Here is a 19,550-nt window from a genome sequence, read left to right as displayed (position 1 = left end):
CGCAGGCCGGCCGCGATCAGACCAGAGCGCCGTCTGCCGCGATGCGGGTCTTGCCGCCAAGGTAGGGGTACAGGACGGCGGGCAGGTCGACCGAGCCATCGGCCTGTTGGCCGTTTTCCAGCACCGCGATCAGGCAACGGCCAACGGCCAGGCCCGAGCCGTTGAGGGTGGCGACGAAGTCGGGCTTGCCGCCCGCGTTTTCAGATCTGGCGGGGCGGTAGCGGGCATTCATCCGGCGGGCCTGGAACTGGCCGCAGGTCGAAACGCTGGAGATTTCGCGATAGCGGTTCTGGCCGGGCAACCAGACCTCAAGGTCATGCGTCTTTTGTGCGCCAAAGCCCATGTCGCCGGTGCACAGGACGATGGTGCGGTAGGGCAGGTCCAGCTTTTCAAGGATCGCCTGCGCGCAGGTCGTCATGCGCTGATGTTCGTTCAGGGCTTCGGCGGGGGTGCAGATCGTCACCATCTCGACCTTCTCGAACTGGTGCTGGCGCAGCATGCCGGTGGTGTCTTTGCCCGCGCTGCCGGCTTCCGAGCGGAAGCACTGGGTGTGGGCGGTCATGCGGATGGGCAGGCGGGCTTCGTCGAGGATGTCGCCGGCGACGGTGTTGGTCAGGGTGACTTCGGAAGTGGGGATCAGCCACCAGCCGTTGGTGGTCTGGTAGCTGTCCTCGGCGAACTTGGGCAGCTGGTTGGTGCCATACATCGCCTCGTCCTTGACCAGGACGGGGGTCCAGGTCTCGGTCAGCCCGTGGTCGGTGATGTGGGTATCAAGCATGAACTGCGCCAGCGCGCGGTGGACGCGGATCACCGCGCCGCGCAGGACCACGAAGCGGGCGCCCGAGAGTTTCGCTGCGGTCTCGAAATCCATGCCGGGTTTCACGCCGGGAATGTCGAAATGTTCCAGCGGCTTGAAGTCGAAGCTGCGGGGCGTGCCCCAGCGGTGGATTCCGACGTTGTCGGCTTCGTCGGCGCCTTGCGGCACATCGTCCAGCGGCAGGTTGGGGATGCGCATCAACAGGTCGCGCAGGCGGGCGTCTTCCTCGGTCGCCTCGGCGGTCAGCTTCGCGATCTCGGCCTTCTTCTCGGCCACCAGCGCGCGGAGACGCTCGAATTCGGCGTCGTCGCCGCGGGCCTTGGCGGCGCCGACCTCCTTGGAGGCGCGGTTCTGCTCAGCCGTCGCCGTCTCGGCCGCCAGGATCTTCGCCCGGCGGTCGGCGTCCAGCGCCAGAAGCTCGGGCGAGGCGGGGGGCAGGCCGCGGCGGGCCAGGGCTGCGTCAAAGGCGGCGGGATTGTCGCGGATGGTGCGGATGTCGTGCATGGCGGAGGTCTTTCGGGCCTGTCGTTCGGGCGGCGTTATGACAGATGGCCAGAGTCGGGGGAAGTGCGGTCATCCCCCGCACGCCCTGCCTCTGGCATAAGACGCAAAAAGCCCTTACATGGGCGCAAACCCTGCCGGACCACAGGCCCTGACCGGGCCGGGAGGACCGGGGCCAGCCAGAGAGGATCGCCATGTTCGCAACCCCCGCCTTCGCCCAGGACGCCGCCGGCGGCGCCGCCGGTGCTTTCGCCAGCTTCGTGCCGCTGATCCTGATCTTCGGCATCATGTATTTCCTGCTGATCCGCCCGCAGCAGAAGAAGCTGAAGGAACACAAGGCCATGGTCGAGGCGCTGCGGCGCGGTGACCAGATCGTCACCCAGGGCGGCGTGATCGGCAAGGTGACCAAGGTGCAGGAGGACGGCATCGTCGAGGTGGAAATCGCCGACGGCGTGAAGGTCAAGGTGATGCGACACACCATCGCCACCGTGCTGAACAAGACCGAACCCGCGGCAGGCTGAGGCACCGATCATGACCCCGACCGCGCTGTGGAAGCGCCTTCTGATCCTTGCGGTCTGCCTTTGGGGGGTGTTTGCCGCCCTGCCCAATGCCTTTTACAGCCGGGTCGAGGGCCATAACGACGCTGCGGTCGCCATCGAAAAGGCGGGCGGCGTCGCCACGCCGGACCAGGATGCGGCGCTGGGAACCTGGCCTGCGTTCCTGCCCTCGGCGCTGATGCCGCTGGGCCTGGACCTGCGCGGCGGCGCGCATCTGCTGGCCAAGGTCGAGGTGGAAGACGTCTACAAGGCGCGGATCGACGGGCTCTGGCCCGAGGTGCGCGACGCGCTTCGCGATCTGCGCGACCAGGTCGGCGCGGTGCGCCGGGCGCCCTCGCCCGATGACGAGTTGCGGGTGACGGTATCGAACCCCGAGGGGATGGTTGCGGCGGTGCAGGCGGTGCAGGCACTGGCGACCCCGGTCTATACTCTGACCGGCGTCGGCGCGGCCGACATCGAGGTGACTGCGGAAGGTGCCGACATCGTGGTGCGCCTGTCCGAGGCCGAACGCGCCGCTTCGGACGACCGCACCGTGCAGCAAAGCCTTGAGATCATCCGCAACCGGGTGGACGAGGTCGGCACCCGCGAACCGACAATCCTGCGCCAGGGCAGCGACCGCATCCTGATCCAGGTGCCGGGCATCGGTTCGGCTTCCGAGTTGAAGACCCTGATCGGCACCACCGCCAAGCTGACCTTCAATCCGGTGGTCAAGACCACCACCAATGCCGGCGCCGACGCCGGCGCCCGCAATGCCCTGCTGCCCGCACGCAACGAGACGGGCTTGTACTATATCGTCGAGGAAACCCCGGTCGTGACCGGCGAGGAACTGGTCGATGCCCAGCCCAGTTTCGACCAGAACGGCCAGCCGGCGGTGAGCTTCCGCTTCGACGGTGCCGGGGCACGCAAGTTCGGCGACTACACCGCTGCCAACATCGGCGCCCCCTTCGCCATTGTGCTGGACGACGAGGTGATCTCGGCTCCGGTGATCCAGAGCCACATCCCGGGCGGCAACGGCATCATCACCGGATCGTTCACGGTCGAGGAATCGACCGAACTGGCGATTCTGTTGCGTGCCGGTGCCCTGCCAGCGAGCCTGACCTTCCTGGAAGAGCGCACCATCGGCCCGGAACTGGGCGCCGATTCGGTTGCTGCCGGCAAGCTGGCGGCGGTGATCGGAATGATCGCGGTGGCGGTCTACATGGTCGCGTCCTACGGGCTGTTCGGCGTCTTCGCCAATATCGCGCTGGCGGTGAACATGCTGATCCTGATTGCGCTGCTGTCCACCATCGGCGCCACGCTGACGCTGCCCGGCATCGCCGGCATCGTGCTGACCGTGGGCATGGCGGTCGACGCCAACGTGCTGATCTTCGAGCGCATCCGCGAGGAATTGCGCGCCGGCCTGAGCCCGCCAAAGGCGGTGGAAGCCGGCTTTGCCCGCGCCCTGTCGGCCATCATCGATTCGAACGTGACCGGCCTGTTGACGGCGCTGATCATGTTCTTCATCGGCTCGGGGCCGGTGCGCGGCTTTGCGGTGACGATGAGCCTGGGCATCCTGACCTCGATGTTCACCGCGGTCTATGTGACGCGGCTGGTGGTCGAGCTGTGGCTGAACGCGCGTCGGCCGAAAACGATCGTGGTCTAGGGGGGAAGCGGCAATGGCCTGGCGTCTGAAACTGGTTCCGACCAAGACCAACATCGACTTCTTCCGCTGGCAGTTCGTGACCTTCGGCGCTTCGGTGGTGGCGGTGGTCGCATCGCTGGTGCTGGTGGCGGTGATGGGGCTGAACCTGGGGATCGACTTCCGCGGCGGCACCACGATCCGCACCGAAAGCAGCCAACCGGTGGACGTCGGCGCCTACCGGCAGGCCCTGGCGGCGCTGAACCTGGGCGATGTCAGCATCACCGAGGTGAAGGACCCCACCTTCCGCGCCGACCAGCACGTGGCGCAGGTGCGGCTGGGCGCGCGCGAAGGCGAAGAGGCGGTGACGCCCGAAGTCATCGCGCAGGTCGAGACGGCGTTGAAGGCAGTGGACCCGGCGATCAGCTTTCCAGCGGTCGAATCGGTCGGGCCCAAGGTCAGCCAGGAGCTGATCTGGAAGGCCTTCCTGGCGGTGGCGGCGGGGTCGGTGGGCATCCTCTTCTACGTCTGGATGCGCTTCGAATGGCAGTTCGCGGTCGGCACGGTGGCGGCCCTTCTGCATGACGTGATCGTCACGGTCGGCGTCTTCGCCGCGCTGCAGATCAAGTTCGACCTCGCCATCGTGGCGGCGCTGTTGACGATTCTTGGCTATTCGGTAAACGACACGGTCGTCATCTTCGACCGGCTGCGGGAAAACCTGGCCAAGTACAAGACCATGCCCTTGCGCGAGATGATGAACCTGACCGCGAACGAGACGCTTAGCCGGACCATCATGACGGCGACAACGACCTTCATAGCGCTTCTGGTGCTGTTCATCTTTGGCGGCGACGTGATCCGCGGCTTTGTCTTCGCCATGCTGTTCGGGGTGGTGATCGGCACCTACTCCACGCTCTATGTCGCCAAGAACATCGTGCTGATGCTGGGCGTGGACCGCGGCGACAAGCCGAAGAAAGACACCGGCGAATTCGCCAGCATCGAAGCCTGAAGGGCGGGCGATGCGGCTGACCGAGATCAGCTATGGCTCGGCCCGGCCCATCGAGGGGTATGGGTCGGGCTTTTTCCGGATCGGCGGGCATGTGCTGCGCGGGGCCTGCCTGATCACGCCCTGGGATGCCGGACCCTGGGGGGGGCTTGAAGACATTGCCTCGCCGCTGACGTTGGCGGGGCGGATCGACGTGCTGTTGCTGGGCATGGGCACGACGTTGGCTTACCCGCCCAAACCCTTTCGCGAGGCGCTGGAAGAGGCGGGGATCGGCGTCGAGCCGATGGTCTCGCCCTCGGCCTGCCGCACCTACAACGTGCTTCTGGGCGAAGGTCGCCGGATCGCCGCGGCGCTGCTACCGGTGGCCTGATCCGAGTTTTCGTCGAAAACTCGGGTTCGATTTTTCGACGAAAAATCGGGCTCTTGCCACGCCTCCTGCCGGTTCCAGCTGGCTGCCGGAGGTGCGCCTATCCTGAATGGTCTGTCCCGAGTGCCTCGCGGCGCTCTGGAGGGGGTTTTGCCGAAGCGTGGTTTGCGCTAGGGCTTCGGCTCATGGAACTGGTGGTCTCGGATCTGGCGGTTGAGCGCGGCGGGCTGGTGGTGCTGGCGGGTGTGAGCTTTCGCCTGGCCGCGGGCGGTGCGCTGGTCTTGCGCGGCCCGAACGGGGTGGGCAAGACCACGCTGCTGCGCACCCTTGCGGGGCTGCAGCCGGCCGTGGCGGGCTCAGTATCGGTGCCGCCGGAGAGTCTGGCCTATGCCAGCCATGCCGATGGGCTGAAGGCGGTGCTGACGGTGACCGAGAACCTGGCCTTCTGGGCCGCGGTCTATGGCACCGGGGCGGGGGCGGTGGCCGGGGCGATGCAGCGGATGAACCTGGCGGCGCTGGCCGAGCGCCGCGCGGCCAACCTGTCGGCGGGGCAGAAGCGGCGGCTGGGTCTGGCGCGGCTGCTGGTGACTGGGCGGCCGATCTGGGTGCTGGACGAGCCGACCGTGTCGCTGGACGCGGCCTCGGTCGAGCTGTTCGCTTGGGTCCTGCGCGCGCATCTGGCGAGTGGCGGTGCTGCCCTTATCGCCACCCACATCGACCTGGGCCTGCCCGAGGCCGAAGTGCTGGAACTGGCGCCGTTCCGCGCCGACGGGCCGGCGCTCGCGGTGGCCGGCGGCTTCGACGACAGCTTTGACGGGGCCTTCGGATGATCGCCCTCCTGCTGCGCGACCTGCGGTTGTCGTTCCGTGCCGGCGGCGGCTTTGGCCTGGGGCTGGCGTTCTTTCTGCTGGTCGCGGTGCTGGTGCCGCTGGGGGTCGGCCCCGAGGGCGGCACGCTGGCGAAGATCGCGCCGGGCATCCTGTGGGTGGGTGCGCTGCTGGCGTGCCTGCTGTCGCTGGACCGCATCTTCGCGCTGGATTTCGAGGATGGCAGCCTGGACCTGCTGGCCACCGCGCCCTTGCCGCTGGAGGGTGCTGTCGCGGTCAAGGCCGCGGCGCACTGGCTGGTGACGGGGCTGCCGCTGACGCTGGCCTCGCCGGTGCTGGGGTTGCTGCTGTTCCTGCCCGAGCGGGGTTATCTCTGGCTGGTCGTCTCGCTGGCCATCGGCACCCCGGCGCTGTCCATTATCGGCGCCTTCGGGGCGGCGCTGACGGTGGGGCTCAAGCGCGGCGGGCTGCTGCTGGGCCTGCTGGTGCTGCCGCTTTACGTGCCGACGCTGATCTTCGGCGCCGAGGTGGTCAAGCGCGGCGCAGCCGGGATGGAGATCGGCACGCCGCTGGCCATGCTGGCAGCGATCACCGCCGGGGCGACCGCGCTGCTGCCCTTTGCCGCGGCTGCTGCGCTGCGCATCAATTTGCGCTAGTCAGGCACATGATATTGAATTGAGCCCGCGCCCTGGGCGAAGTAACGAGAGCACATGTCGATCTGGGAATACGCAAATCCGAAGAAGTTCATGCAGACCTCGGCCTGGGCATTGCCCGGGTTGATCGTGTTGACGGTTGTCTGCATGGCTGTGGGCCTGGTCTGGGGGTTCTTCTTCACGCCTGACGACTACAAGCAGGGCTCGACCGTCAAGATCATCTACCTGCATGTTCCCGCCGCGATGATGGCGATCAATGCCTGGGCGATGATGCTGGTGACCAGCCTGATCTGGGTCGTCCGCCGCCACCATGTCAGCGCGCTTGCTGCCAAGGCCGCAGCGCCGATCGGCCTGACCTTCACCTTGATCGCGTTGGCGACGGGCGCGCTTTGGGGCCAGCCGATGTGGGGCACCTGGTGGGCCTGGGACCCGCGGCTGACCTCGTTCCTGGTGCTGTGCCTGTTCTACCTGGGCTACATCGCGCTGTGGAAAGCGATCGAGAACCCGGATACCGCGGCCGACCTGACCGCGGTTCTGTGCGTGGTCGGCTCGGTCTTTGCGCTGCTCAGCCGGTATGCGGTGAACTTCTGGAACCAGGGCCTGCATCAGGGTGCTTCGCTGAGCCTGGACAAGGAAGAGAACGTGTCCGATGTGTTCTGGCAACCGCTGGTGATCTGCATCGCGGGCTTTGTGCTGCTGTTCGTGACGCTGGTGCTGGTGCGCACGCGGACCGAGATTCGGGCGCGGCGGCTGGCGGCGCTGCTGTCGCGGGAGCGGCTGGCATGATGCCCGATCTGGGGAAATACACCTTTGCGGTGCTGGCGTCCTATGGCGCGACCATCGTGTTGCTTGTGGCCTTGGTGGCGGTGTCGTTCTGGCAGCGGGCGCGGGTCAAACGTGCGCTGGCAGAGGTCGAGGCCCGGGCGGGGAAATCCGATGGCTAGGTGGTTGCTGGTGATTCCGCCGGTACTCTTCGCCGGGCTGGCGGCAATGTTCTATGTGGGCATGCAAGGCCGCGATCCGCATGACCTGCCCAGCGTCTTCATCGGAAAGCCGGCGCCGACCTTGCCGGTGACCGGGCTGCCGGGAACGGTCCAACTGACCGACACCGACCTGCGGGCGGGCGAGGTGACGGTGGTCAACTTCTGGGCGTCCTGGTGCCCGCCCTGCCGGGCCGAGCATCCGGTGCTGGCCGATATGGCGGCGCAGGGCATCCGGGTTGCCGGGGTGAACATGATGGACAAGGAGGCCGACGCGCTCGGGTATCTGGCCGAAGAGGGCAACCCGTTCTTCGCGTTGGCGACTGATCCGGATGGCCGCAACCGGGTGGAGTGGGGTGTGACCAACCCGCCGGAGACTTTCATCGTCGATGGCGACGGCAAGGTGCTGTTCAAGTTCATCGGACCGCTGATCGGCGGCGACTACGAACGGCGCTTTGTACCCGCGCTGAAAGACGCGCTGCAGTGACCCGGACGCTGGCCGCGGCGCTGGCCTTGGCTTCGGGGGCCGGGGCGGCGATGGCCGAAGGGACGCCGCCCGAGTATTTCACCGGGGTCTATGAGCGGGTGGGGCGCGATGGTGCCACGCCGCCGGGGCTGCTGAACGACCTGGTCCGGATGAACCCAGTGCCGGGTGGCCTGGCGGTGACGCCTTGCGCCGAAGGGGCCGAGCCGCTGTTCGTGCTGGGGTTCGAGACTTTTGGCGACATCCAGAACCTGCTGGTGGCCCGGCAGAGCATGACGGTGGTCGATCTGTGGTGCCTATACGGCAACAACGGCGCCAACTATCCGCTGCTGACCTGCGCCAGCGGCATCAGCGGCGGAACGAAGTTCATGCTGTGGCCGAAACCCGAGGCGACCTGCGGCAACTGATGCGGCGGGTCAGGCCCAGAGATTAGGCCCAGAGATTAGGCCCAGAGCAGCAGCAGGATCAGCGCCGAGAACACCGTCCATTCGCCCAGCGGCAGGGCCTTTAACGGCAAGGCGAGGGTGACGCTGCGCGACTGCGGGGCAAGGGCGGGGAAACGGGTGTCCATGGCAAGGTGCCTTTCCGGGGTGCGGTCCGGACCAGCATGGCACAGGTGGGTTTAAGGGAACTTAACAAGAACGAACGTTGCTGTTTCGGTCCCGGGCCACCGCTTTCGCCCCGCGCGCAATCGAACGGGACCCCGACCGTGGGTCGGGGTCCCGTCATGGGCCGGAGGGGCCGCAGGCCAATGGATCAGCGCGTCGCCAGATCGCGCAGCACGTAATGCAGCACGCCGCCGTTCTCGACGTATTCGATCTCGATGGCGGTATCGATCCGGCACTTGATCTGGATCGTCACCTTGCGCCCGTCGCCGTAGGTGATGGTGCAGGGCACGGTGCTGAGCGGCGTGAGAGCGCCCTCCAGACCTTCGATGCTGACGACTTCATCGCCTTTCAGGCCCAGCGATTTGCGGCTGGCTCCGCCGGTGAATTCGAACGGGATGACGCCCATTCCGACCAGGTTCGAGCGGTGGATGCGCTCGAACGATTCGGCGATCACCGCCTTGACGCCCAGCAGGGCGGTGCCCTTGGCGGCCCAGTCGCGGCTGGAGCCGGCGCCATATTCGATGCCGCCGAAGATCACCAGCGGCGTTCCGGCGGCCTGGTAGGCCATCGAGGCGTCGTAGATCGAGGTCTGCTGACCGTCCGGCCCGATGGTGTAACCGCCTTCCACGCCATCCAGCATCTCGTTCTTGATGCGGATGTTGGCGAAGGTGCCGCGCATCATCACTTCGTGGTTGCCCCGGCGCGAGCCGTAGGAGTTGAACTCGCTGACCGGAACCTGCCGTTCGGTCAGGTACTTGCCGGCCGGAGTTGAGGCCTTGAACGAACCGGCGGGCGAGATGTGGTCGGTGGTGATCATGTCGCCCAGAAGGGCCAGAACGCGGGCGCCTTCGATGTTGCGGATGACACCCGGGGTCTTGGCCATGCCGCGGAAGTAGGGCGGGTTCTGGATGTAGGTGCTGGTCGCGGGCCAGTCGTAGGTTTCCGAATCGGTGACCTTGACCGCCTGCCACTTGGCATCGCCCTTGAAGACATCGGCGTATTTCTTCTGGAACGCCTCGCGGGTGACGACGGCGTGGACGATGTCGGCGATTTCCTTGTTGGTGGGCCAGATGTCCTTGAGGAACACCGGCTTGCCGTCCTTTGACGTGCCCAGGGGTTCGGTGGTCAGGTCGATGGTCATGTCGCCGGCCAGCGCATAGGCCACCACCAGCGGCGGGCTGGCAAGGTAGTTCGCCCGCACGTCGGGCGAGATCCGGCCCTCGAAGTTGCGGTTGCCGGAGAGGACGGCGGCGGCGACCAGATCGCCCTCGGCGATGGCCTTGGAGATTTCCGGCTGCAAGGGGCCCGAGTTACCGATGCAGGTGGTGCAGCCGTAGCCCACCAGGTTGAAGCCCACGGCATCCAGGTCGTCCTGCAGGCCCGCGGCCTCAAGGTATTCGGACACCACCTGAGACCCCGGCGCGAGCGAGGTCTTGACCCAGGGCTTGCGGGTCAGGCCCAGAGCGCGGGCCTTGCGGGCCACCAGCCCGGCGCCGACCAGCACATAGGGGTTGGAGGTATTGGTGCAGGAGGTGATCGAGGCGATCACCACAGATCCGTCGCGCAGCCGGTAGTCGGCACCGGCGACGGCGGCAGACTTGCGGACATCCACCGCGGCCGTGTGGTTGGGGCCTTCCGAGGCCATGTCCTTGGCGGGGGCCGTGGCGTCCACGCCGCGGTAGTCGCTGACCACCCTGGTGAACGAGGCGGCGGCCTGGGTCAGTGGGGTATAGTCCTGCGGCCGTTTCGGCCCCGAGACGGCCGGCACGATCTCGGCCATGTCCAGGTGCAGGGTCGAGGTGTAGACCGGGTCATAGTCCGGGCCGCGCCACATGCCGTTGGCCTTGGCATAGGCCTCGACCAGCGCGATCCGCGATTCGTCGCGGCCGGTCATGTGCAGGTAGCGGAGCGTCTCGTCATCGACCGGGAAGAAGCCGCAGGTGGCGCCGTATTCCGGCGCCATGTTGGCGATGGTGGCGCGGTCGGCCAAGGGCAGGTGGTCAAGGCCCGGCCCGTAGAATTCGACGAACTTGTTCACCACGCCGTGCTTGCGCAGCATCTGCACGACCTTGAGCACCAGGTCGGTGGCGGTGGTGCCTTCGCGCATCTGACCGGTCAGCTTGAAGCCGACGACCTCGGGGATCAGCATGGAAACCGGCTGGCCCAGCATCGCCGCCTCGGCCTCGATGCCGCCCACGCCCCAGCCCAGAACGGCCAGGCCATTGACCATGGTGGTGTGGCTGTCGGTGCCGACGAGGGTGTCGGGGTAGGCCACCACGGCGCCATGCTGGTCGGTGTCGGTCCAGACCGTCTGGGCCAGGTATTCCAGGTTGACCTGATGGCAGATGCCGGTGCCCGGCGGCACCACGCGGAAGTTGTTGAAGGCGTTCTGGCCCCACTTCAGGAACACGTAGCGCTCCATGTTCCGCTCATACTCGCGGTCGACGTTCATCTGGAACGCGCGCGGATGGCCGAATTCGTCGATCATCACCGAATGGTCGATGACCAGATCGACCGGGTTCAGCGGGTTGATCTTCTGTGCGTTGCCGCCCAACGCCTTGATGCCATCGCGCATCGCGGCCAGGTCGACAACCGCCGGAACGCCGGTGAAATCCTGCATCAGCACGCGGGCGGGGCGATAGGCGATCTCGCGCGGGTTCTGGCCGCCCTTGACCGCCCAGTCGGAAAAGGCGCGGATGTCGTCGACGGTGACGGTCTTGCCGTCCTCGAACCGCAGCATGTTTTCCAGCACGACCTTCAGCGCCGCCGGAAGACGCGCGAAATCGCCCAGGCCCGCGGCTTCGGCGGCCGGAATCGAGTAGTAGGAAACGGTCTGGCCGCCGGCGGTCAGGGTCTTGCGGGTTTTCTGGCTGTCGTGTCCGACGGTGACGGTCATCTTTGATGCTCCTTGGCTCGGGGCGCTCGCGCTCGGGTGGGGCGGCAGGGTCGGAAGGGGGCTTGTCGGGCTGTCAGGCGAGTCCGGGTCTTTGTATGCAATTGTATGCCAAAAATCCAGTCCCCGTTTTCGACCTGCCCCCGCCGCCGATTCCCGTTCCTGATACAGGTCTCGTGCGGCACTCGCAAAACCTTGATTGGCCGGACCGGATGCCGTTTCCTATAAGCGAAGGACGGGCTCAGGGGACCGGGAAAGCAATGATGCGACAATTGGTCAGCGCCGCTTGCGGCCTGTGGATGACCCTTGCCCTCGGCGCGCAGGCCGAAAATCTGGTGATCGTCGAGCTTTACACTTCGCAGGGGTGTTCATCCTGCCCGCCGGCGGACGAATTCGTCGAACGGCTGGCGGCAGACCCGAAGGTGCTGCCGCTGTCGCTGCACGTCGATTACTGGGATTACATCGGCTGGGCAGACAGCTTTGCCCAGGGCCGCTTTACCGATCGGCAGAAGGCCTATGCCCGCGCCATCGGCTCGCGCACCATCTACACGCCACAGTTCATTGTCGGGGGTCTGGACCGGGTCGAGGGCTTCGCGCCGGTCGAGACGGTGGATCTTCTGGAACGCCACCTGGCCGGCAGCAGCCAGGTGCGGCTGACCGTCACGCGCGAAGGCGACCGGCTGGTGATCCGGGCCGAAGCCGACCCGCCGCTGACCGAGCCGGTGCGGGTGCAGCTGGTGCGCTATGTGCCGGAGGAAACCGTGACCATCGAGCGCGGAGAGAATGCCGGCAAGACCATCACTTATTTCAACGTGGTGACCAGTTGGGAGCATGTCGCCGACTGGGCGGGGGTCGAGCCGCTGGACCTGTCCACCCCGGCGCCCGGCAGCGACCCGGCGGTGGTCGTCCTGCAAAATGAAGGCCCGGCGGCGATTCTGGCGGCGGCTCAGGCCGACTGATCAGTCTGGTGCCTTGCGGCTGCGCCGGGTCGAGCCTTTCCAGCGGTTGTGTATCCAGAACCATTGCCCCGGGTGGGCCCGCACGCGCTGCTCCAGCGCCCGGGTGATGGCTTCGGTCATGGTCCGCGGGTCGCTGTGGGGCACCGGCGCATCCAGCTCTACCCGGAAGTCCAGCCCGTCCGGCTGGCGGATGGCGAAGAACGGGATGAGGTCGGCCTTCAGCCGCAGCGCCAGTTGGGCGGCCGAAAGAGCGGTGCGGGCGGGGCGGCCGAGAAACGGCAGAAACTCGCCCGAGGCAACGTCCTGGTCGAACAAGAGGACGAGCTGTCCGCCCTCCTTGAGATGGCGCACGAAGCCTGCGGTGCCGGCGCGCCCCTGCGGGAAGACCGGGCCACCGAAGGCCTGCATGGTCTTGACGTAGTGAGCGTTGAAGTAGCGGTTCTTGAGGTTGCGGTAGAGCCCCCCGATGTTGAACCCGCGGGCGACCAGAGCGGCACGGGCGGCCTCGTAATTCCCGAAATGCCCCGAGACCAGGATGACCGGCCGGCCCGCGGCGCGCGCGGCTTCCAGCGCGGCCAGACCGGGGCCTTCGGGGACCAGCGCTGCGGCACGGGCCGTGAACTCGGCGGTGGAGTAGTTCTCGATCAGGGTGCGGCCGGCGTTTTCCAGCGCCTGGTCTGCGATCTGGCGGCGGCGCGCGGGCGGCAGGTCCGGCCAGATCAGGGCCAGGTTGTCCAGTGCCCGGCGCCGATAGCCGGCAAGCGGCCCCAGGACGCGCCGCATCAGCCCGCCCAGGAAGGCCACGCGCAGGGTATAGGGCAGGACCAGGGCCAGCTTGATCAGGCCCCGCAGAACGAGGTTGACCGCGAAGTGGTCAGGCCGAAAGGGGGGGCGGATGTCAGGGCTGCTCATCAGGACGGCGTACCGCAGCGGCGGCAAGGGTTTCGCGGTGCCAGACATAGAGACCCGCCGCCACGATCACAAGCGCGCCGAAGATGGTCCAGCCATCGGGCCATTCGCCATAAAGGGCCGCGCCCCAGACCGTGGCGAAGACGATGCCGAGATAGGCAAAGGGGGCCACGATGCCAGCCTGGGCGATGGAAAAGCTGCGGATCAGGCAAAGCTGCGCCCCGGTGCCCAAAGCGCCGATCAGGGCAAAGCGGGCCAGGTCGGCGGCCGAGACGGGCGTCCAGACGAAGGGCAGGGCCAAGGCCGCCACGAGGGTGCCGAAGCCCGCCGCCCAGATCATCGAGGTCCAGGGCGATTCCAGCGGGCCAAGGTGGCGGGTGAGCAGCGCGTTGCCGGTGTAGCTGAGCGCCGCGCCCAAAGGCAGCAGCGCCCAGGGCGTGAACAGGCCAGCACCCGGGCGGATGATGATCAGCGCGCCGATCAGCGCCACGACGACGCCGGCGATGCGGCGGGGGCCAAGCGGCTCGCCCAGGAACAGCGCGGCACCCAGCGTGATCAGGACGGGGTTGAGGTCGGTCAGCGCGGTCGCCTCGGCCAGGCCGACGTGGCCGAGCGACAGGAAGAAGCAGGCAGTGGCGCCGAACTGGAACAGGCTGCGCCAGAGGTGCAGGACGGGGTAGCGGGTGCGCGCCAGCGCGGGAGCGCGGGCGTTGAGGATCGCCAGCACGATCAGGAACTGCACCGCAAAGCGACCCCAGACGACCAGCGGCGCCGGATAGCGCTGCACCAGCCCCTTGGCCGCCGCGTCCATCGCGGTGAACAGCAGGATCGCCAGGATCATCAGGGCGATCCCGCGGGCGGGGTTCTGCTCGGCGGCCATGGGGTGTGACCCTAGGCGCGGGGCGGGGTGGCGGCAAGGGGGCGATTTCCGCGCTGAAATCGAGCGCGGAACGCCTGCAGGGCTTGCCGCCGCGCGACAGGGCCGGGATCAGCGCGGTCTTTCCGGCGGGGAAGCGGAACTCGCGTCCGGCGCCCTGGCCGGGCGCGCATCCCGGTGCGGCCCTGGCCCCGACCGGCCTGGTCCTGTTTCCCCTGCGGACGGATCTTCGCACGGGCGGCCTGCGGTCTGGCGGCCGAGGACATCGGCGCAGCCGGCCCCGGGCCGGTGATCGGGAAGCGTGTCGGTGCAGGCAGCGCCGGTTGGCGTCCGGTCCGCCGAGGTATGATCGCCGGCGAAAGTGAACAGGTGCCAAGCGACGGGATCATCCCTTCCTGGAACAGCGCCCCGTCAAGGTCACCGATGCGCTGGAAGGAAAACGGTCAATCCTCCTCGGGCTGGACCATCACCAGTTCGCCCGAGGCTTCCAGCGTGCGGATCGCGCTGATGATGACATTCATCGCCTCTTCGGCATCCTTCTCCTTGATCTTGCCGCGGCTGGTCATCTCTTCACGGATGCTTTGCGCCATGCGTTGCGAGATATTGGCCAGGACGAATTCGGTCGCGGCCTCCAGCCCTTCCTTGCCGGTGCTATAGGCCATGGCGGTGACCAGCATGGTCTGGTCGACGATGCGAATGATCTTGGGAATGTCGCGCGGGGTGATCTTTGTCGGGATGTGCGAATAGGTGAAGATCGCCTTGCGCACCTGTTCGGCGAATTTCGCGTCGGCGTCGTCCAGGCCCTTGAGCACGTCGTCGCGCGTTGCCGCGGGCGAGATGTTGAGGATCGCCCCCACCCGTTCGACCGGGTCCTGGTCGAAGGCCCGCGGCGGCTGGCTGTCCATCTGGCCCAGCACGGCAAGGCCGATGCGGTGCACGGTTTCCGGATCGACGTTGCCGGTCAGCGACACGGCATAGGCGATGCGGCGGGCCTTTTCGCCGGGCAGCTTGCCCAGGATGTCGGCGGCGCGCTGGACATGCAGCTTGGACAGGATCACCGCCGCCACCTCGACCGCCTCGTCCTCGATGATCGGGATCAGCTTTTCGATCGGCAGGGTCAGCAGCCGCTCCCACGGGTCGCCCTTGGCCGAGACGCCGGCCTTGCGGCGCAGCCTGCTGGCGGCGGTCTGCGAGATGTGACCGTCCATCACCGACAGCGCGCCTTCCAGGCCGCCCGGGAAGGCCAGGCCGACCTGATCCAGTTCGGTGACGAATTCGTGCACCACCTGGTCCAGCGTCTGACGGTCCACCAGCCGCATCAGGCCCATGGTCTCGGCCAGGGCGGCCTGCATGTGGTCGGGCAACTGCGCCAGCGGCAGCGAGGCCCCCTCGCCCAGAAGATAGCGCACGATGACCGCCGCCTTCTCGCGAGGAGACAGGATCTTGCGCAGCCCTTCCCCTGGAACCGTCATCATCCGCTGCACGGGGGTGATGCGGGCGAGGGGGAGCCGTTCCGATGCCATGGCCTTCTCCGATTCCGATGGGTCCGGATCGGAGAATGGCCGATGGCAGTTAACGCGGGCTTTCCGTCAGCTGGTCGGCTGCAGGACGCACTGGCCCTTGGCCATGTCCCAGACCATGCCTTCGGCGCAGGACGAGGCGGTGATCTCCTTCATCCCGTCGTGGCACCCGTTGGCGGCGGCCAGCGAGGGCAGCAGAGCAAGAGCAAGCGTGGCGAGGGCGGTTCTGGTCGTCATCGGTCGTCCTCCTTGGGTCAGGGTCAAAAGGTGTAGGTCAGCCCGGTCTCGATGGCCGAAGCCAGCGCGATTTCGGCCCAGGTTCCGCTGCCGCCGTTGGCCCGGATCGCGGCCAGATGAACGCGGGCGGCGTCCGGTTCGTTCATCTCGACCAGCAACTGGCCATAGTAGCTGTGGGTCAGGATGTTGCCGGGGTTGATCCGCAGCGCCGCCTCGTAGGCCGCGATGCCGGCTTCGATCTGGCCGGACTTGCGCAGGATGAAGCCCTTGTAGGTCATCACCCGGTCGGTTTCACCTTCGGTCATGGCGGCCAGCACGGTCATCGCTTCATCGTAGCGGCCGGCCCAGGCCAGTTCGCGCACGGCACCGAAGCGGGCATCGTCATCCAGCCGGGAATCCTGCGGGGCGACGCATTTCTTTGCGGTGTCGTCCCAGACCTGGCCATCCTTGCATTCGGTCGTGGTCTGGGTGGCGGTGGGCGGCGCGCTGTCGTCCGACCCGGCGGCGAAGGCCGCGAAGGGCAGGGTGGTCAGCAGAAGAAGGGGCAGAAGGCGCATGGGGGATCTCCCTTTCAATCAAGGATAGCACGAATCCGTGCGGGTCAAATGCAGGTTTCACGGTGGATGCGGAAAACCCCGCAGACAAAGGTCCTGCGGGGCGTTGATCGCATGGAAATCGGGCAGGGGCGGTTCCCGGGGGAACAGGCGCCGTCAGCCGAAGACGCGGGCGAAGATCGTGTCGACGTGCTTGGTGTGGTAGCCAAGGTCGAACTTCTCTTCGATTTCGGCCGGGCTCAGGGCCGCGGTGACCTCGGGGTCGGCCAGAAGCTCGGCCTTGAAATCGGCACCCTTCTCCCAGACCTTCATCGCGTTCCTTTGCACCAGGCGATAGGCATCCTCGCGCGAGACCCCGGCCTGGGTCAGCGCCAGCAGCACCCGCTGGCTCATCACCAGGCCTTTGAACTTGTGCAGGTTCTTCAGCATGGTCTCGGGGTAGACCACCAGCTTTTCGATCACGCCGGCCAACCGGTGCAGGGCGAAATCCAGCGTGATCGTGGCATCGGGGCCGATCATCCGCTCGACGCTGGAATGCGAGATGTCGCGCTCATGCCAGAGCGGCACGTTCTCCATCGCCGGGACCACGGCCATGCGGACGATGCGGGCTAGGCCGGTCAGGTTCTCGGTCAGCACCGGGTTGCGCTTGTGCGGCATGGCGCTGCTGCCCTTCTGGCCGGGCGAGAAGTATTCCTCGGCCTCCAGCACTTCGGTGCGCTGCATGTGGCGGATCTCGGTCGCGACGTTCTCGATGCTGCTGGCGATGACGCCCAGGGTGGCAAAGTACATCGCGTGGCGGTCGCGCGGGATGACCTGCGTGCTGATCGGCTCGGGCGTCAGGCCAAGCGCCTTGCAGACGTGTTCCTCGACCCTCGGGTCGATGTTGGCGAAGGTGCCGACGGCACCCGAAATGGCGCCGGTGGCAATCTCTTTCCGCGCGTTTTCAAGGCGTTCGCGGTTGCGCTTCATCTCGGCGTAGAACCGGGCGAAGGTCAGGCCCAGGGTGGTGGGCTCGGCGTGGATGCCGTGGCTGCGGCCGATGCGGACGGTGTCCTTGTGTTCCAGCGCACGGGTCTTCAGCGCCGCCAGCACGCGATCGACGCCCGCCAGCAAGAGGTCGGCCGCGCGCATCATCTGGATGTTCAGCGTGGTGTCCAGCACGTCCGACGAGGTCATGCCCTGATGGACAAAGCGGGCCTGTTCATTGCCGACGATCTCGGCCAGGTGGGTGAGGAAGGCGATCACGTCGTGCTTGGTCACCGCTTCGATCTCGTCGATGCGGGCGATGTCGAATTCCACATCCCTGGCCCGCCAGACTGCTTCGGCATTGGCTTTCGGGATCACCCCAAGTGCGGCCTGGGCGTCGCAGGCATGGGCCTCGATCTCGAACCAGATCTTGAAGCGGGTTTCCGGGGACCAGATGGCCACCATTTCGGGGCGGGAATAGCGCGGGATCATCACGGACCTCTGACTGGCGGGCGGTTGCGGCTGGCCTTACGCTGTGGCCGCAAGGCGTGCAAGGCGTGCAAGGGAGGCGGGCAGGCGGCCAGCGGCGGGGCAGGCGGACTTCGCGCGAAATCCGGGCACGATTTCCGCGCGAAAATCGACTGTCGGCGGTCATTTGCGCTTCGTTAACCAGCTTCTCCTAGGGTGGCCTTGTTCCGGCCGCAGGCGCCGGACACTGGCAGGAGGTCGGGGTGCGGATCGGACGCGGCTTGAGGGCAGGGGCATGACGGTGGCAGCGCTGAAAGCGCGGCTCGCGCCGGCTGACTGGATCATGGCCGGGTTCCGTGCCCTGGCGGCTGTCGGGCCGCAAGCGGTGCGGGTTGAAACCCTGGCCCGCGAACTGGGGGCCACGAAGGGCTCTTTCTACTGGCACTTCAAGGATTTGGGCGCGCTGCACCAGGCCATGCTGGAGGCCTGGGCCGAACTGGCCACGACCGCCGTCACCGCCGCTGCACGGGCGGCCGACCTGGACCCGCGGGGGCGCGTGCTGCGGTTGGTTGAACTGGTGTCGGTCCTTCCCGAGGCCGAGGTATCGGGAGGCGCACTGGAACCGGCGATCCGCGACTGGGGCCGCACGGATGCGCGCGCCCGGGCGGTGCTGCTGCGGGTGGACCGCCGCCGGATGGATGCCCTGCGCGAATTGCTGGCCGAGGCCGGGGTGTCGCCCGAGACGGCCGAGGAAGGCGCCGCCGCCTTCTACGGCGCGTTGATCGGGCTGGAATCGCTGCGCGGATCGGCCGGGGTTGCGATGCGCGGCCCGCTGAAGCGCGTGGCCGAGGCGATCCTGACCGGGCCAGCATGAGGCGTGCCGCCGCCCTGATCGTGGTCCTGGCCGCCGTGCCGGTGCTTGCGGGCTATCTGGGGACCCTGCACCCGGCGGGCGATTCCTTCGCGGTGTTTCGTCCGCAAGGGGCCGTCGTCCTGACCTTTGCCGCGGCCCTGGCGCTGGCCTTGCGCGCCCGGGCGGCGGGCCTGGCCGGGCTGGCGCTGGCCGCCTTTGCCGGCGGGCCGCTGATCGGCGCTTCGCTGGCCGAGGGATCGGCGGGTGCGTTGCGGGTCTATCAGAAGAACATGCTGTTCCGGAACGATGATCTGGCAGGCCTTGAGGCAGATGTCCGCGCCGCAGCGCCGGATGTTCTGACCCTGCAGGAAGTGTCGTCGGCGAACGAGCTGCTGCTGGCCGCGCTGTCCGATGTTCTGCCGCACCAGGACACCTGTCCGTTCTCGGCGGTGGGCGGCACCGCCATCGCCACGCGCCTGGCTCCGATTCCCGGACGGACGGTTTGCGCCGAAGGCCTGGCGGCGATGCAGGTGCAGGGCCCGGAGGGACCGCTCTGGCTGGTCTCGATCCACCTGCACTGGCCCTGGCCGCACCGGCAACCGGCGCAGGTTGATGCGCTTGTGCCGGTGCTGGAAGGCCTGGACGGGCCGGTGGTGATGGCGGGCGATTTCAACATGGTGCGCTGGTCGGTCAGCTTGGGCCGGATGATGGCGGCGAGCCGCGTCGTTCCGGCCGGCAGGGTCCTGAACACCTATGTCGGCCTGGCCCGCTGGGCCGAACTGCCCATCGACCATGTATTTTCCCCCGGCGGCGGGCAGGTCGAACCGCGCGAGACGCTGGGGTCGGACCACCGGGGTCTGCTGGCCGAAGTCTCGCTATAGGCGGCAAAGCCGATTTCC

22 protein-coding genes are annotated in these 19,550 nt (G+C 67.3%); 13 read left to right on the top strand and 9 right to left on the bottom strand.

Annotation, left to right across the window (positions count from 1 at the left end; genetic code table 11):
* Window positions 1-16: 16 nt before the first annotated feature.
* Window positions 17-1,321 (bottom strand): serine--tRNA ligase, encoded by a 1,305-nt coding sequence (gene serS, locus LHP98_RS04825; RefSeq protein WP_227251337.1) that lies wholly within the window; start codon window positions 1,319-1,321, stop codon window positions 17-19.
* Window positions 1,322-1,512: 191 nt separating this feature from the next.
* Between serS and yajC the strand changes: the two genes are divergently transcribed.
* The 10 genes from yajC to LHP98_RS04775 all read left to right on the top strand — a co-directional run bounded on the left by yajC (window position 1,513) and on the right by LHP98_RS04775 (window position 8,214).
* On the top strand, window positions 1,513-1,839 hold the full coding sequence (gene yajC / locus LHP98_RS04820; RefSeq protein WP_227251336.1) for a preprotein translocase subunit YajC: 327 nt from the start codon (window positions 1,513-1,515) through the stop codon (window positions 1,837-1,839).
* A gap of 10 nt (window positions 1,840-1,849) precedes the next feature.
* Window positions 1,850-3,517, top strand: coding sequence for a protein translocase subunit SecD (secD, locus tag LHP98_RS04815; protein WP_227251335.1), 1,668 nt, complete (start codon window positions 1,850-1,852; stop codon window positions 3,515-3,517).
* A 13-nt stretch (window positions 3,518-3,530) separates the two neighbouring features.
* On the top strand, window positions 3,531-4,499 hold the full coding sequence (gene secF / locus LHP98_RS04810) for a protein translocase subunit SecF (protein WP_227251334.1): 969 nt from the start codon (window positions 3,531-3,533) through the stop codon (window positions 4,497-4,499).
* A 10-nt stretch (window positions 4,500-4,509) separates the two neighbouring features.
* Window positions 4,510-4,866: an Mth938-like domain-containing protein gene (locus LHP98_RS04805; RefSeq protein ID WP_227251333.1), complete on the top strand. Its 357-nt coding sequence runs from the start codon at window positions 4,510-4,512 to the stop codon at window positions 4,864-4,866.
* Window positions 4,867-5,048: 182 nt separating this feature from the next.
* The gene (ccmA, locus tag LHP98_RS04800) at window positions 5,049-5,693 is read left to right on the top strand and encodes a heme ABC exporter ATP-binding protein CcmA (protein ID WP_227251332.1); all 645 of its coding nucleotides are present in this window, start codon (window positions 5,049-5,051) and stop codon (window positions 5,691-5,693) included.
* Window positions 5,690-6,346 carry a heme exporter protein CcmB gene (gene ccmB / locus LHP98_RS04795; RefSeq protein WP_227251331.1) on the top strand — a complete coding sequence of 219 codons (657 nt, stop codon included), beginning with the start codon at window positions 5,690-5,692 and terminating at the stop codon, window positions 6,344-6,346. Before ccmA ends, ccmB begins: the two co-directional genes overlap by 4 nt.
* 54 nt (window positions 6,347-6,400) lie before the next feature.
* Window positions 6,401-7,129: a heme ABC transporter permease gene (locus LHP98_RS04790; RefSeq protein WP_227251330.1), complete on the top strand. Its 729-nt coding sequence runs from the start codon at window positions 6,401-6,403 to the stop codon at window positions 7,127-7,129.
* Complete coding sequence (ccmD, locus tag LHP98_RS04785) at window positions 7,126-7,287, top strand: heme exporter protein CcmD (RefSeq protein WP_227251329.1); 162 nt, start codon at window positions 7,126-7,128, stop codon at window positions 7,285-7,287. The genes LHP98_RS04790 and ccmD overlap by 4 nt, the downstream gene beginning before the upstream one ends.
* Window positions 7,280-7,810 (top strand): DsbE family thiol:disulfide interchange protein, encoded by a 531-nt coding sequence (locus LHP98_RS04780; RefSeq protein ID WP_227251328.1) that lies wholly within the window; start codon window positions 7,280-7,282, stop codon window positions 7,808-7,810. The genes ccmD and LHP98_RS04780 overlap by 8 nt, the downstream gene beginning before the upstream one ends.
* A complete protein-coding gene (locus tag LHP98_RS04775) occupies window positions 7,807-8,214 on the top strand; it encodes a hypothetical protein (protein ID WP_227251327.1) in 408 nt (135 codons plus the stop codon). Before LHP98_RS04780 ends, LHP98_RS04775 begins: the two co-directional genes overlap by 4 nt.
* Window positions 8,215-8,249: 35 nt before the next feature.
* On the opposite strand, the gene LHP98_RS19465 is transcribed toward LHP98_RS04775, so the two are convergent.
* Both LHP98_RS19465 and acnA read right to left on the bottom strand, forming a co-directional pair.
* Window positions 8,250-8,378: a hypothetical protein gene (locus tag LHP98_RS19465; protein ID WP_264473576.1), complete on the bottom strand. Its 129-nt coding sequence runs from the start codon at window positions 8,376-8,378 to the stop codon at window positions 8,250-8,252.
* A 185-nt stretch (window positions 8,379-8,563) separates the two neighbouring features.
* The gene (gene acnA / locus LHP98_RS04770) at window positions 8,564-11,311 is read right to left on the bottom strand and encodes an aconitate hydratase AcnA (protein ID WP_227251326.1); all 2,748 of its coding nucleotides are present in this window, start codon (window positions 11,309-11,311) and stop codon (window positions 8,564-8,566) included.
* Between the two features lie 296 nt (window positions 11,312-11,607).
* On the opposite strand from acnA, the gene LHP98_RS04765 reads away from it, so the two are divergent.
* The gene (locus LHP98_RS04765) at window positions 11,608-12,267 is read left to right on the top strand and encodes a DUF1223 domain-containing protein (protein ID WP_227251325.1); all 660 of its coding nucleotides are present in this window, start codon (window positions 11,608-11,610) and stop codon (window positions 12,265-12,267) included.
* Here LHP98_RS04765 and LHP98_RS04760 read toward each other — a convergent pair whose 3' ends face one another.
* The 6 genes from LHP98_RS04760 to purB all read right to left on the bottom strand — a co-directional run bounded on the left by LHP98_RS04760 (window position 12,268) and on the right by purB (window position 17,822).
* A complete protein-coding gene (locus LHP98_RS04760) occupies window positions 12,268-13,179 on the bottom strand; it encodes a lysophospholipid acyltransferase family protein (protein ID WP_227251324.1) in 912 nt (303 codons plus the stop codon). It abuts the gene before it with no gap.
* The gene (locus LHP98_RS04755; protein ID WP_227251323.1) at window positions 13,166-14,056 is read right to left on the bottom strand and encodes a DMT family transporter; all 891 of its coding nucleotides are present in this window, start codon (window positions 14,054-14,056) and stop codon (window positions 13,166-13,168) included. The genes LHP98_RS04760 and LHP98_RS04755 overlap by 14 nt, the downstream gene beginning before the upstream one ends.
* Window positions 14,057-14,496: 440 nt before the next feature.
* Window positions 14,497-15,576 (bottom strand): flagellar motor switch protein FliG, encoded by a 1,080-nt coding sequence (locus tag LHP98_RS04750; protein WP_227251322.1) that lies wholly within the window; start codon window positions 15,574-15,576, stop codon window positions 14,497-14,499.
* A gap of 66 nt (window positions 15,577-15,642) precedes the next feature.
* On the bottom strand, window positions 15,643-15,810 hold the full coding sequence (locus tag LHP98_RS04745; protein ID WP_227251321.1) for a hypothetical protein: 168 nt from the start codon (window positions 15,808-15,810) through the stop codon (window positions 15,643-15,645).
* Window positions 15,811-15,833: 23 nt separating this feature from the next.
* Complete coding sequence (locus LHP98_RS04740; RefSeq protein WP_227251320.1) at window positions 15,834-16,367, bottom strand: tetratricopeptide repeat protein; 534 nt, start codon at window positions 16,365-16,367, stop codon at window positions 15,834-15,836.
* 153 nt (window positions 16,368-16,520) lie between these two features.
* A complete protein-coding gene (purB, locus tag LHP98_RS04735; protein ID WP_227251319.1) occupies window positions 16,521-17,822 on the bottom strand; it encodes an adenylosuccinate lyase in 1,302 nt (433 codons plus the stop codon).
* A 271-nt stretch (window positions 17,823-18,093) separates the two neighbouring features.
* Here purB and LHP98_RS04730 point away from each other — a divergent pair, with 271 nt between their 5' ends.
* Window positions 18,094-18,672: a TetR/AcrR family transcriptional regulator gene (locus LHP98_RS04730; RefSeq protein WP_227251318.1), complete on the top strand. Its 579-nt coding sequence runs from the start codon at window positions 18,094-18,096 to the stop codon at window positions 18,670-18,672.
* Window positions 18,669-19,532 (top strand): endonuclease/exonuclease/phosphatase family protein, encoded by an 864-nt coding sequence (locus LHP98_RS04725; protein WP_227251317.1) that lies wholly within the window; start codon window positions 18,669-18,671, stop codon window positions 19,530-19,532. Before LHP98_RS04730 ends, LHP98_RS04725 begins: the two co-directional genes overlap by 4 nt.
* Window positions 19,533-19,550 lie beyond the last annotated feature (18 nt).

The sequence above is a fragment of the Rhodobacter sp. Har01 genome (assembly GCF_020564565.1).
Taxonomy (GTDB): domain Bacteria; phylum Pseudomonadota; class Alphaproteobacteria; order Rhodobacterales; family Rhodobacteraceae; genus Pseudogemmobacter.
Note: the sequence above shows the minus strand (reverse complement) of the source record. Positions and strands in the feature narration are given on the sequence as shown.